This window comes from Acidovorax sp. LjRoot118 (genome assembly GCF_964253575.1).
Lineage (GTDB): Bacteria > Pseudomonadota > Gammaproteobacteria > Burkholderiales > Burkholderiaceae_C > Acidovorax.
Genome location: NZ_CAXURB020000001.1, coordinates 6602501 through 6615961, shown reverse-complemented (window position 1 = coordinate 6615961; position 13461 = coordinate 6602501). Strand labels below are relative to the sequence as shown.

Genomic DNA, 13461 nt, shown 5'->3' with positions numbered 1-13461 from the left:
GGGTGCTTCGAGGGTGCTGTTTGTACCGCTGCCCGCTGTTTCCGCAGATAGCTAATTGGTAGTAGTCGGCGGCGCCCCCATAGGAGGCCCATCGGCAAATCCTAGGGTAAACACCTAGCCCCCCCCAGAAAGGTGCGGCACACTCCCACGCGCACCAAACACGCGCTTGTGAGCGCCTTCCACGAACCGCCTCGTCCATGACCACCTCCCACCGCCGCAAGTTCTGGACTGTGCTGATCCTGCTCGCAGGCATGGCGGCCAGCATGTTCGCGGCCGGCCAGTGGGCCTGGCAGCATTCGCTCGACGAAGAGAGCGACAGCGTACAGCGCCAGCTGGCCCTGTACGGGCAGACGCTGGGCCAGCGCATCGACCGCTACCGCACCCTGCCCGAGGTGCTGGCGCTGGATGCGCAGCTGTACGACGCGCTGAGCCGCCCCCAGAGCACGACGCAGGTGGAGCAGCTCAACCTCAAGCTGGAGCGGGCCAACGGCGCCAGCCAATCGTCTACCCTGACCCTGATCAACCGCGAGGGCCTGGCCGTGGCAGCCAGCAACTGGCGCAGCGCCACCAGCAACGTGGGCGTGGACTACAGCTTTCGCCCCTACGTACAGCAGGCGCTGGCGCAAGGCAGCGGCAGCTTCTATGGCATCGGCGTGACGACGGGAGAGCCTGGCTACTTCCTGTCGCAGGCCATCCGCGATGACCAGGGCGAGCCGCTGGGCCTGGTGGTGATCAAGATCGCACTGCAGGAGCTGGAGCGCGAATGGCTGCAGACGGAGGACATCGTGCTGGCGTCCGACGCGCATGGCGTGGTCTTTCTCGCCAGCCAGGATGCCTGGCGCTACCGGCTGCTGGAACCGCTGACCGAAGCGGAGCGCCGCGAGCTGGCCGCCACGCGCCAGTATTCGGACCAACCGCTGCGCCCGCTGGACTACCGGGTGGACGACCGCATGGACAACGGCGGCCGCCTGGTGCGCATGCAGACAGCCGACCTGCCGGGCCTGCCCGGCCGCCTGCTGTGGCAGACCCAGCCCCTGCCCGGCACGCCCTGGCAACTGCACCTGGTGCATGCAACCCACAGCAGCGTGGCGGACAGCCGCTGGGCTGCTGCGGCGGGCGGCGGCGGCTGGCTGGCGCTGGCGCTGCTGGTGCTGTTCGTGCGTCAGCGCCAGCGCCTGGCCCACCTGCGCCAGCGCAGCCGCCAGGAGCTAGAGACCGTGCTGCAGCAGCACGCCCAGGAACTGCGCACCGCGCAGGACGGCATCGTGCAGGCGGCGCAGCAGGCCGCGCAACAGACGGATACGGGACTGTCGCGCAGCCTGGAGCACCTGCCGCAGGGCGTGGTCATCATCGATGCCGACCTGCGCCTCGTGGCCTGGAACTCGCGCTATGTGCAGCTGTTCCGCTACCCCTCCGACCTGATGCAGGTGGGCCAGCCCATCGAGGGCCTGCTGCGCCACAACGCACGCCGCGGCCTGCTGGGCCCTGGCCCGGTCGACGAATCCGTCGAGCGGCGCCTGTCGCACCTGCGCAGCGGCCTGCCCCACCTGCACGAAAGCGCCAAGGACGACGGCACGGTGCTGGAGATCCGCGGCACCCCCCTGCCCGAGGGCGGGTTCGTGACCAGCTACGCCGACATCACCAGCTACAAGAACGCCGCGCGCGAGCTGCGTTCGCTGGCCGATGCGCTGGAACAGCGCGTGGCCGACCGCACGCGCGACCTGGACGCCGCCCGTCGCGAGGCCGAGCAGGCCAACCGCTACAAGACCCGCTTCGTCGCAGCGGCCGTGCACGACCTGCTGCAGCCGCTGAACGCCGCCCGCATGTTCAGCTCGCTGTTGCGCAGCCACCTGCACGACGATGCCGGCCGGCATGCGGCCGACAGCATCGACGGGGCCCTGGCTGCGCAGGATGCGATCCTCAACAGCCTGCTCGATATCTCGCGCATGGAGTCTGGTCAGCTCGACGTGCGCATCCACGACGTGGCCCTGGGCCCGCTGCTGCAGGTGCTGGCCCACAATTTCGGTGTACTGGCCGAGAACCAGGGCCTGAAGCTCTCGTGTGTGGCCACGCGCCAGGTGGTGAGCACCGACGAGAACCTGCTGCGCCGCATCCTGCAGAACTTCGTCTCCAACGCCATCCGCTACAGCCGGCGCGGGCGCATCGTGGTGGGTTGCCGCCGCGTGGGCAACGGCCACCTGCGCATCGAGGTGCATGACCAGGGGCCAGGCATTCCCGAGGCGCTGCAGCGCGAGATCTTCGAGGAGTTCCGCCGTCTGGACGAGGGTCGCGCCGACGACCGGGGTGCCGGCCTGGGCCTGGCCATCGTGGAGCGCCTGGGCCGCCTGCTGGGCCACCCCATCGGGCTGCGCTCGCAACTGGGGCGCGGCAGTGTGTTCTGGGTCTGTGTGCCGCTGGGTGATCCGGCCGCCCTGCAGCAGCAGATCGCAGCCCCCGCCACGGCCCAGCCAGCGCTCGAGGACGCCCCGCTGCACGGCAGCAGTGCCTGGGTGATCGAGGACGATGGTCCGACCTGCGCTGCCACCAAGGCCCTGCTGGAGCGCTGGGGCTGCCAGGTGCCGCTGGCCGGTGACGCGAAGGAGGCGTTGGCGCAGGCCCAGCCGGGCCAGGCACCGCAGCTGGTGCTGCTGGACGTGCACCTGGGTGGCGGCCACCACGGCCCTGACGTCTACACCGAACTGTGCCGGCGTTGGGGCCAGGCTCCGGCCGTGATCCTGGTGACCGCCGAGCGCGACGCCACGCTGCGCCGCCAGGCCGCCGAACGCGGCTGGGGCTTTCTGGCCAAGCCGGTGCGCGCACCCGCGCTGCGGGCACTGATGAGCCAGACCTTGCTGCGCCTGCGGGAAAGATAGCGCCGCAGCAGGCTCAGGCGGATGCCGCGTCCTCGGTCTCCAGGCTCTTGACCAGCACAGCGGCCTGGGTGCGGCTGTGGCAGGCCAGCTTTTTCAGGATGGCGGTGACATGCACCTTGACGGTGTTCTCGGCCAGGCCCAGCTCACCCGCAATCTGCTTGTTGAGCAGGCCGTCGGCCAGGCACAGCAGCACGCGGAACTGCTGGGGCGTGAGCTGCGCCAGGCGGGCGGCCAGCTCGGCGTCGGCCTCGGAGCGCTCGGCTGCCATGGGCGGAAACCAGCTGTCGCCGGCCAGCACCGCCTCGATGGCCTCGCCCATGGCTTCGGCGGGCGCGGACTTGGGGATGAAGCCCACCGCGCCGAACTGCTGGGCGCGGCGGATGACGCGCGGGTGGTCGTTGGACGAGATGATCACCACGGGCAGCTCCGGATACTCACCACGCACGTGCAGCAGGGCCGAGAAGCCGCGCGCGCCCGGCATGCTCAGGTCCAGCAGCACCAGTTCCACCTCGGGATGCTCCTGCAGCGCCGTGCCCAGTGTGGCCGCACTGGCGGCCTCCAGCGTGCGGAACTGGGGCAGTCGCCCGTGCAGCACATGCAGCACGGCAGCGCGGAACAAGGGGTGGTCGTCAGCGACCAGGAGCGTGGGCTCGGACATGGAGTCTGCAGTCTGCCACGGGCCCGATCAATGGGCCGGTACGCCCCGCCAGAAGGCAGGCTGCGCGTAATGGTGCTTGAGGAAGTCGATCCACAGTCGCACGCGCAGCGGCATGTGCTTGCGCTGGGGGAAGACCACGTAGATGCCGTTGGGTGGTGCGGCAAACTCTTCCAGCACCTCCACCAGGCGGCCGGCTGCGATCTCGGCCTCCACCTCCCAGGTGCTGCGCCAGGCGATGCCGTAGCCGGCCAGGCACCAGTCGTGCAGCACCTGCCCGTCGGAGCAGTCGAGCGGCCCGCCGGGCTTGAGGTGAACCACCTCGGTGCCGCCGCCCTCAAGCGGCATGCGGAACGCCCAGCCACGCGTCTGCGAGGCTTCGCTCGACAGGGTCAGGCAATCGTGAGAGGGCAGTTCGCCCGGGTGGCGCGGGGCCGGGTGGTTTTTCAGGTACCCGGGCGTGGCCACGCACAGGCGCCGGTTGTCTGCAATGCGCACACTCACCAGGGACGAATCGGGCAGGTCGCCCACGCGCACGGCGCAGTCGAAGCCTTCACCGGCGAGGTCGACCACCCGGTCACTGAGGTTGAGTGAAATCGTCACGTCCGGGTGTTCGCTGCGAAAGCGCGGCACCAGCGGCGCCACATGCCTGCGGCCAAAGCCTGCTGGCGCCGTGATGCGCAGGTGCCCTGTGGCCTTGACGCCGCCCTCGGACACGCTGGCCTCGGCATTTGCCACGTCGGACAGCAGGCGCTGGCAGTCTTCCAAAAAGGCGCTGCCCTCGTGCGTGAGGCTGATGCGCCGCGTGGTGCGCACCAGCAGCTTCACGCCCAGGTGCTCTTCGAGCGCATCGAGCCGCCGGCCCATGATGGCCGGAGCCACGCCCTCGGCCTTGGCGGCGGCGGTGAGGCTGCCACGCGTGGCAACCGAGACGAAGGATTCGAAGGCCTTGAGCTTGTCCATGGGGCTGATTATGGGGACGGAGCGCGCCCATCGCACCCTCACTTGTGCGTAAAAGTCATTGGTTTACAGCTTTTGAGCATATTTATACCGACAAACATTTGCAATACAGTCTGTCCATGGCCTGCAGTGGCGGGCTCCGCATTTGTTCACATCCAACGCCTGAGGCACTCCCATGACCGACCGCACTTCCATCCACGGCCTGCAAGTGGCCACGTCCTTGTTCCGCTTCGTCGAAGACAAGGTGCTGCCCGGCACCGGCGTGGACAGCGCCGCCTTCTGGAAGGGCTTTGACGGCATCGTCGCCGACCTGGCGCCGCGCAACATCGCCCTGCTGGCCGAGCGCGACCGCCTGCAGACCGAACTCGACACCTGGCACCAGGCCAACCCCGGCCCCATCACGGACATGGTGGCCTACCGCGGCTTCCTCGAAAAGATCGGCTACCTGGTGCCCCAGCCTGCCGACGTGCAGGCCACCACCACCAACGTGGACGACGAACTGGCCACCCAGGCCGGCCCGCAACTGGTGGTGCCCATCCTCAACGCCCGCTATGCCTTGAATGCCGCCAATGCGCGCTGGGGCAGCCTGTACGACGCGCTGTATGGCACCGATGCCATCCCCGAGACCGATGGTGCGGACAAGGGCAAGGGCTACAACCCCGTGCGCGGCGCCAAGGTGATCGCCTTCGCGCGCCAGGTACTGGACGACACGGCGCCCCTGGCCACCGGCTCGCACAAGGACTCCACCGGCTACCGCGTGGAAGATGGCCAGCTGGTGGTGGCGCTCTCCAACGGCGGCACCACGGGCCTGAAGGATGCGTCCCAGTTCAAGGGCTACCAGGGCGATGCCGCGGCGCCCTCGTCGGTGCTGCTGCAGCACAACGGCCTGCACCTCGATATCCAGATCAACCGCAACACCCCCATCGGCCAGAGCGATGCGGCCGGCGTGAGTGACCTGGTGCTGGAAGCCGCGCTGTCCACCATCCTCGACCTCGAAGACTCCGTGGCCGCCGTGGACGCAGAAGACAAGGTGCTGGGCTACAGCAACTGGCTGGGCATCATCCAGGCCACGCTGACCGAGCAGGTCGCCAAGGGCGGCAAGACCATCACGCGCGGGCTCAATCCCGACCGGGTGTACACCGCCCCCGATGGCAAGGCCGGTGGCGTGCGCCTGCATGGCCGCTCGCTGATGTTCCTGCGCAATGTGGGCCACCTGATGACCAACCCGGCCATCCTGTACACCGACGCCCAGGGCAAGGAGCGCGAGATCCCCGAAGGCATCATGGACGCCGTGGTCACGACCACCATCGCGCTGCACGACCTGCAGGGCCATGGCGCCAACGGCATCCGCAACTCGCGCAAAGGCAGTGTCTACATCGTCAAGCCCAAGATGCACGGCCCCGCCGAAGTGGGCTTTGCCAGCGACCTGTTCGGCCGCGTGGAGCAGTTGCTGGGCCTGCCCACCAACACCGTGAAGCTGGGCATCATGGACGAGGAGCGCCGCACCAGCGTGAACCTCAAGGCCTGCATCGCCACAGCCGCCAGCCGCGTGGCCTTCATCAACACCGGCTTCCTGGACCGCACGGGCGACGAGATGCACACCGCCATGCTGGCCGGCCCCATGATCCGCAAGGGCGACATGAAGACCAGCGCCTGGATCCAGTCGTACGAGAAGAACAACGTGCTGGTGGGCCTGTCGTGCGGCCTGCGCGGCAAGGCGCAGATCGGCAAGGGCATGTGGGCCATGCCCGACCTGATGGCCGAAATGCTCAAGCAAAAGATCGCCCACCCCAAGGCCGGCGCCAACACCGCCTGGGTGCCCAGCCCCACGGGCGCCACCCTGCACGCACTGCACTACCACCAGGTCAACGTGAGCGATATCCAGATCGGCCTGGAGAAGACCGACGTGAATGCCGAGCGCGACAACCTGCTGACCGGCCTGCTGACGGTGCCCGTGACCGCCACCCCGAACTGGACCGATGCCGAAAAGCAGCAGGAGCTGGACAACAACGCCCAGGGCATCCTGGGCTACGTGGTGCGCTGGGTGGACCAGGGCGTGGGCTGCTCCAAGGTGCCCGACATCCACAACGTGGGCCTGATGGAAGACCGCGCCACCCTGCGCATCAGCAGCCAGCACATGGCCAACTGGCTGCGCCACGGCGTGGTGACCGAAGCCCAGGTGAAGGAGACCTTCGAGCGCATGGCCGCCGTGGTGGACGGCCAGAACGCCGGCGACCCGCTGTACCAGCCCATGGCCGGCCATTTCGGCACCAGCATGGCCTACCAGGCAGCCTGCGACCTGGTCTTCAAGGGCATGGCCCAGCCCAGCGGCTACACCGAGCCACTGCTGCACGCCTGGCGCCTGAAGCTCAAGGCGGCGGCCTGACCACCGGGGCCTTGCGGCCCCCCTGCACAGAGGGGTCCTCCGGATCCCTCCTCCAACGGCACCTTCGGGTGCCTTTTTTTTCGGCTTGGCCCCATACCGCTGACCACACAAAGGCCCTCACCCTGGCCCCTGGGCCCGGGAGGCGGCACAATGGGCCGGGCACGCCAGCCAGGCAGCGCGCCAGCCATGGCGCGCTCTGCTGCACCCACCCCACGATGACTCCCTCACCGATTTCTACCGCCTCGCAGTGCCCTTTGTGCGGGCAGGCGAACCAGTGCGCCATGGCGGCCGGACAGCCGCCCGAAACCTGCTGGTGCATGGTCACCACCGTGGCGCCCGAGGCCCTGGCCGAAATTCCTGCGGCGGCCCGTGGCAAGGTCTGCATCTGCCCGCTGTGCGCCCGGCCTCGTCCGGCTCTGGACGCATTGGACCCGGCGGCCCCGATATGATTTCCTCTTTTCTTTTCGTTCATTGACCATTACCCCAAGGAGTCCTGCATGCCCACTTACCACGTCGAGATGATGGAAGGCCGCACCATCGAGCAAAAGAAGAAGCTCGTGGAAGAAATCACCCGCGTGTCCGTCGAAGTGCTCGGCGGCTCGCCCGAGTCGGTCGACATCCTGATCACCGACATCAAGCGCGAGAACTGGGCCACCGGCGGCAAGCTCTGGTCCGAGCGCACCTGATACCCCTCTGACCACGATCCCCCGCCCATGAGCGCACAGCCATCCTCCAGCTCCCTCGCCGCACTGCGCGAACGCCATGGCGAGCGCTACCGCTGGCTGCTGCTGCTGACGGTCATGGTCGGCACGATGGCGTCGATCATGTCCTCGACCATCGTCAACGTCGCCATCCCGGACATGAGCCACTACTTCACCCTGGGGCAGGAACGTGCCCAGTGGGTGACCTCGGGCTTCATGGTGGCCACCACGGTGTCCATGCTCACCACGCCGTGGCTGCTGTCGCGCTACGGCTACCGCGCCACCTACGTGGGGGCCATGCTGCTATTGCTGGCGGGCGGCATCGGGGGTGGCCTGGCGCGCGATTTCGGCCTGGTGCTGGTGGCGCGTGTGGCCGAGGGCCTTGCGGCCGGGGTGGTGCAACCCATTCCTGCCGTCATCATCCTGTACGCATTCCAACCCCATGAACAGGGCCGCGCGAGCGGCATCTTCGGCATGGGCGTGGTGCTGGCACCGGCGATCGGCCCCAGCATCGGCGGGCTGCTGGTCGACTGGTTCGGCTGGCGCTCCATCTTCTTCATGGTGGTGCCGCTGTGCCTGGCCTCCATCTGGCTGGCCTACAAGTTTGTACCGGTCACGGCACCGGGCGGCGTGGCGGCCAACCGCAATGGCGAAGCGCTCGACTGGCGCGGCCTGGCCCTGGGTACCGCTGGCACGCTGTGCCTGCTCAATGGGCTGGTGGCCTTGCATGGGGGCACCGCCACGGAGGCCATCCTCCTGCTGGCGGGCGCCGTGGTGGCCACAGGCCTGTTCATCGGCTGGCAGCGCCGGCAACTGCGGCAGGGCCGCAAGCCGCTGATGGACCTGCGGCTCTTTCAATACCGGCAATTCGCCATGGGCAGTATCGTGGCCTTCATCTACGGCACGGCGCTGTTCGGATCCACCTACCTGCTGCCGGTGTTCATGCAACTCGGCATGCAGCTGTCGGCCTCGCACGTGGGCACCATCATGCTGCCCGCAGGCTTCGTGCTGGCCATCACCATCGCCATGGTGGGCCGGCTGGCCGACCGGCAGCCCACGCACTTGCTGGTGAGCATCGGCCTGGCCCTGCTGGCCCTGTCCTTCGGGCTCATGGTGCTGGTGGGCCTGGGCTCGGCGCTGTGGATGCTGGTGGCCTTTGCCATCCTCGGCCGCATCGGCCTCGGGTTCATCCTGCCATCGCTGAACCTCGGGGCCATGCGGCCGCTGGACAAGTCGCTGATCTCGCAGGGATCGAGCGCCATCGGCTTTCTGCGCATGCTCGGCGGTGCTGCGGGTGTGAGCCTGTGCGGTATCGTGCTCGAATGGCGCCTGGGTGCGCATGGTGCATCGCTGACCTCGGGCGCGAGCAACGCCGCCCGCATCGATGCCTTTGGCGAAACCTTTCTGATGCTGACCGCGCTGTGCGTGCTGGCCCTGGTGGCCGCCTGGCAACTGCGCGAAGCGCCTGCGGCGCCGGCCGATACCCCCTCCTCTTCACCCCAGGCCTGATGGCCGACTGATCCGGACTTCTCGCGACCATGTGCCAACTGCTGGGTATGAACTGCAACACGCCGACCGACGTGACCTTCAGCTTCACCGGGTTCGCACAGCGCGGCGGCAACACGGCCGACCATGCCGACGGCTGGGGCATCGCCTTTTTCGAGGACCGGGGGTTGCGGCACTTCGTGGACCATCTGCCCGCCGTGGATTCGCCCGTGGCAGATCTCATCCGCCGCTACCCCATCAAAAGCCAGAATGTGATTGCGCACATCCGCAAGGCCACCCAGGGCCTGGTGAGCCTGCAGAACTGCCACCCCTTCGTGCGCGAATTGTGGGGGCGCTACTGGGTGTTTGCCCACAACGGCGACCTCAAGGACTTCCGGCCCCGCCTGCATTCAACCTTCCACCCGGTGGGCGATACCGACAGCGAACACGCGTTCTGCTGGATCATGCAGGAGCTGGCGAAGTCCCATGCCAGCGTGCCCAGCATTGCCGAGCTGACCATCACCTTGAAGGAGCTGGCCGCGCGCATCGCGCCGCACGGCACCTTCAACTTCCTGCTCTCCAATGGGCAGGCGCTGTGGGCCCATGCCTCCACGGGCCTGTACTACGTCGAGCGCAAGCACCCGTTCAGCGAGGCGCAACTGTCCGACGAGGACGTGCGCATCGACTTCGCCACCCAGACCACAGCCACCGACCGCGTGGCCGTGATCGTGACCGCACCACTCACCACCAACGAGGAGTGGACGGCCTTCGGCAAGCAAGAACTGCTGGTGTTTGTAGACGGCCAGCGGCAAGGCTGCTGAACCGCTGTGTGCGGGCCTAGGTCGCGAGAAGACTTGCCGGACCGGCCCACCAACCTCTGAACGCTCTGCGGAAAATCGCAAAGGCGTGCGTTCATGGCAGCACATGCCGCGCTACCATGTGTCTTCTGCAACCATCACGACCATCGGGCCGGAGGCTTTTCGCCCGCCCAAACGCAAAACCCCCCAGTCCTTTGGAGACTGAGGGGGTTTGGGGCTATAAGAGCCTGACGATGACCTACTTTCACACGGGAACCCGCACTATCATCGGCGCAAAGTCGTTTCACTGTCCTGTTCGGGATGGGAAGGAGTGGTACCAACTTGCTATGGTCATCAGGCATAACTTGGAGTCGACTTGCTCTTGGAGCAAGACAACGAATTCATAGAGTGGAATCAGATTTTATGTGTTTTGACTGCGTCAACTTGGCATAACAATCTTCGAAGCTTGCACACATCCATGAAGGAGCGTACACGGCTATCAAAGTTATAGGGTCAAGCCTCACGAGCAATTAGTATCAGTTAGCTTAACGCATTACTGCGCTTCCACACCTGACCTATCAACGTCCTGGTCTTGAACGACTCTTCAGGGGGCTCAAGGCCCCGGCAGATCTCATCTTGAAACGAGTTTCCCGCTTAGATGCTTTCAGCGGTTATCTCTTCCACACTTAGCTACTCGGCAATGCCACTGGCGTGACAACCGATACACCAGAGGTGTGTCCACTCCGGTCCTCTCGTACTAGGAGCAGGCTTCCTCAAATCTGCAGCGCCCACGGAAGATAGGGACCAAACTGTCTCACGACGTTTTAAACCCAGCTCACGTACCTCTTTAAATGGCGAACAGCCATACCCTTGGGACCGGCTACAGCCCCAGGATGAGATGAGCCGACATCGAGGTGCCAAACACCGCCGTCGATATGAACTCTTGGGCGGTATCAGCCTGTTATCCCCAGAGTACCTTTTATCCGTTGAGCGATGGCCCTTCCATACAGAACCACCGGATCACTATGTCCTGCTTTCGCATCTGCTCGACTTGTCAGTCTCGCAGTTAAGCACGCTTATGCCATTGCACTATCGTCACGATGTCCGACCGTAACTAGCGTACCTTCGAACTCCTCCGTTACGCTTTGGGAGGAGACCGCCCCAGTCAAACTGCCTACCATGCACTGTCCCCGATCCAGATAATGGACCTAGGTTAGAACCTCAAACACACCAGGGTGGTATTTCAACGTTGGCTCCATGACATCTAGCGACATCACTTCAAAGCCTCCCACCTATCCTACACAGATCTGTTCAAAGTCCAATACAAAGCTACAGTAAAGGTTCATGGGGTCTTTCCGTCTTTCCGCGGGGAGATTGCATCATCACAAACATTTCAACTTCGCTGAGTCTCAGGAGGAGACAGTGTGGCCATCGTTACGCCATTCGTGCAGGTCGGAACTTACCCGACAAGGAATTTCGCTACCTTAGGACCGTTATAGTTACGGCCGCCGTTTACTGGGACTTCAATCAAGAGCTTGCACCCCATCATTTAATCTTCCAGCACCGGGCAGGCGTCACACCCTATACGTCCACTTTCGTGTTTGCAGAGTGCTGTGTTTTTATTAAACAGTCGCAGCCACCGATTTTTTGCAACCCCGTTGGGCTCCCTCTGTTCGAGTTCACCTACTTGGGGCATACCTTCTCCCGAAGTTACGGTATCAATTTGCCGAGTTCCTTCTCCTGAGTTCTCTCAAGCGCCTTAGAATACTCATCTCGCGCACCAGTGTCGGTTTGCGGTACGGTCGTGTGTAGCTGAAGCTTAGTGGCTTTTCCTGGAAGCAGGGTATCACTCACTTCGTCTGCAAGCAGACTCGTTATCACCCCTCATCTAAGCCCGGCGGATTTGCCTACCAGGCACGACTACAGGCTTGAACCAACATATCCAACAGTTGGCTGAGCTAACCTTCTCCGTCCCCACATCGCACTACACATCGGTACAGGAATATTGACCTGTTTCCCATCAGCTACGCATCTCTGCCTCGCCTTAGGGGCCGACTCACTCTACGCCGATGAACGTTGCGTAGAAAACCTTGCGCTTACGGCGAGGGGGCTTTTCACCCCCTTTAACGCTACTCATGTCAGCATTCGCACTTCTGATACCTCCAGCATCCGTTACCAGACACCTTCACAGGCCTACAGAACGCTCTCCTACCACGTGCAATAAATTGCACATCCGCAGCTTCGGTAACTGGCTTAGCCCCGTTACATCTTCCGCGCAGGACGACTCGATCAGTGAGCTATTACGCTTTCTTTAAATGATGGCTGCTTCTAAGCCAACATCCTGACTGTTTTAGCCTTCCCACTTCGTTTCCCACTTAGCCAATTTTAGGGACCTTAGCTGGCGGTCTGGGTTGTTTCCCTCTTGAGTCCGGACGTTAGCACCCGGTGCTCTGTCTCCCAAGCTGTACTCGTCGGTATTCGGAGTTTGCATAGGTTTGGTAAGTCGCCATGACCCCCTAGCCTAAACAGTGCTCTACCCCCGACGGTAATACTTGAGGCACTACCTAAATAGTTTTCGGAGAGAACCAGCTATTTCCAAGTTTGTTTAGCCTTTCACCCCTATCCACAGCTCATCCGCTAGTTTTGCAACACTAGTCGGTTCGGACCTCCAGTACCTGTTACGGCACCTTCATCCTGGCCATGGATAGATCACTTGGTTTCGGGTCTACACCCAGCGACTGATTCGCCCTATTCGGACTCGATTTCTCTACGGCTTCCCTATTCGGTTAACCTTGCCACTGAATGTAAGTCGCTGACCCATTATACAAAAGGTACGCAGTCACCCTTGCGGGCTCCTACTTTTTGTAAGCATGCGGTTTCAGGATCTATTTCACTCCCCTCCCGGGGTTCTTTTCGCCTTTCCCTCACGGTACTGGTTCACTATCGGTCGATTACGAGTATTTAGCCTTGGAGGATGGTCCCCCCATATTCAGACAGGATTTCTCGTGTCCCGCCCTACTTGTCTCTACCTTAGTACCACACGTCTGTTTTCGCATACAGGGCTATCACCTGCTATGGCCGGACTTTCCATTCCGTTTTGCTAACAGTCGTGCTATCAATAGAAGGCTCTTCCGATTTCGCTCGCCACTACTTTCGGAATCTCGGTTGATGTCTTTTCCTCGAGCTACTGAGATGTTTCAGTTCACCCGGTTCGCCTCGCATGACTATGTATTCATCATGCGATACCTCTTGCGAGGTGGGTTTCCCCATTCAGAAATCTCCGGATCAAAGCTTATTTGCCAGCTCCCCGAAGCTTATCGCAGGCTATCACGTCTTTCGTCGCCTGTAATCGCCAAGGCATCCACCACATGCTCTTAGTCACTTGACCCTATAACTTTGACATCTCTTTCAAGATATCGCCGTAATCTTCAAGGACTTGCCAGGTCTTTCACCTGGCGCGTTATGCCGTAAACAACTTCAGATCCTCAGATCTGTCATCGTATTACTTAAGAATTTCAAACTAGGTTTGAATATTCGTTTTGACGCAATCAAAAATTATCGTTGCTAGCGGCACGGTCTGCACTAAACCTTTACGAATGTGCAG

At 63.5% G+C, this 13461-nt stretch carries 8 protein-coding genes and 2 rRNA genes; 6 read left to right on the top strand and 4 right to left on the bottom strand.

Annotation, left to right across the window (positions count from 1 at the left end; genetic code table 11):
- The first annotated feature begins 197 nt into the window (after window positions 1-197).
- Window positions 198-2873, top strand: coding sequence for a hybrid sensor histidine kinase/response regulator (locus ACSQ9E_RS31055; RefSeq protein ID WP_436220026.1), 2676 nt, complete (start codon window positions 198-200; stop codon window positions 2871-2873).
- Between the two features lie 13 nt (window positions 2874-2886).
- On the opposite strand, the gene ACSQ9E_RS31050 is transcribed toward ACSQ9E_RS31055, so the two are convergent.
- Both ACSQ9E_RS31050 and ACSQ9E_RS31045 read right to left on the bottom strand, forming a co-directional pair.
- Complete coding sequence (locus tag ACSQ9E_RS31050; RefSeq protein ID WP_057203878.1) at window positions 2887-3531, bottom strand: LuxR C-terminal-related transcriptional regulator; 645 nt, start codon at window positions 3529-3531, stop codon at window positions 2887-2889.
- A 27-nt stretch (window positions 3532-3558) separates the two neighbouring features.
- On the bottom strand, window positions 3559-4491 hold the full coding sequence (locus ACSQ9E_RS31045; protein WP_428003213.1) for a LysR family transcriptional regulator: 933 nt from the start codon (window positions 4489-4491) through the stop codon (window positions 3559-3561).
- 172 nt (window positions 4492-4663) lie between these two features.
- Between ACSQ9E_RS31045 and ACSQ9E_RS31040 the strand changes: the two genes are divergently transcribed.
- From ACSQ9E_RS31040 to ACSQ9E_RS31020, 5 genes are all read left to right on the top strand, one after another.
- Window positions 4664-6874, top strand: a complete 2211-nt coding sequence (locus ACSQ9E_RS31040) for a malate synthase G (protein ID WP_436220025.1) — start codon at window positions 4664-4666, stop codon at window positions 6872-6874.
- A 215-nt stretch (window positions 6875-7089) separates the two neighbouring features.
- Window positions 7090-7323 (top strand): cysteine-rich CWC family protein, encoded by a 234-nt coding sequence (locus ACSQ9E_RS31035; protein WP_082608201.1) that lies wholly within the window; start codon window positions 7090-7092, stop codon window positions 7321-7323.
- A 48-nt stretch (window positions 7324-7371) separates the two neighbouring features.
- Window positions 7372-7560: a 4-oxalocrotonate tautomerase gene (locus ACSQ9E_RS31030; RefSeq protein ID WP_057203875.1), complete on the top strand. Its 189-nt coding sequence runs from the start codon at window positions 7372-7374 to the stop codon at window positions 7558-7560.
- A 27-nt stretch (window positions 7561-7587) separates the two neighbouring features.
- Window positions 7588-9084 carry an MFS transporter gene (locus ACSQ9E_RS31025; protein ID WP_057203874.1) on the top strand — a complete coding sequence of 499 codons (1497 nt, stop codon included), beginning with the start codon at window positions 7588-7590 and terminating at the stop codon, window positions 9082-9084.
- A gap of 29 nt (window positions 9085-9113) precedes the next feature.
- Entirely contained in the window at window positions 9114-9881 is a 768-nt protein-coding gene (locus tag ACSQ9E_RS31020) for a class II glutamine amidotransferase (RefSeq protein WP_436220024.1), read from the top strand.
- Between the two features lie 222 nt (window positions 9882-10103).
- Here ACSQ9E_RS31020 and rrf read toward each other — a convergent pair.
- Window positions 10104-10216 (bottom strand): 5S ribosomal RNA (gene rrf / locus ACSQ9E_RS31015).
- A gap of 150 nt (window positions 10217-10366) precedes the next feature.
- A 23S ribosomal RNA gene (locus ACSQ9E_RS31010) occupies window positions 10367-13245 on the bottom strand.
- Window positions 13246-13461 lie beyond the last annotated feature (216 nt).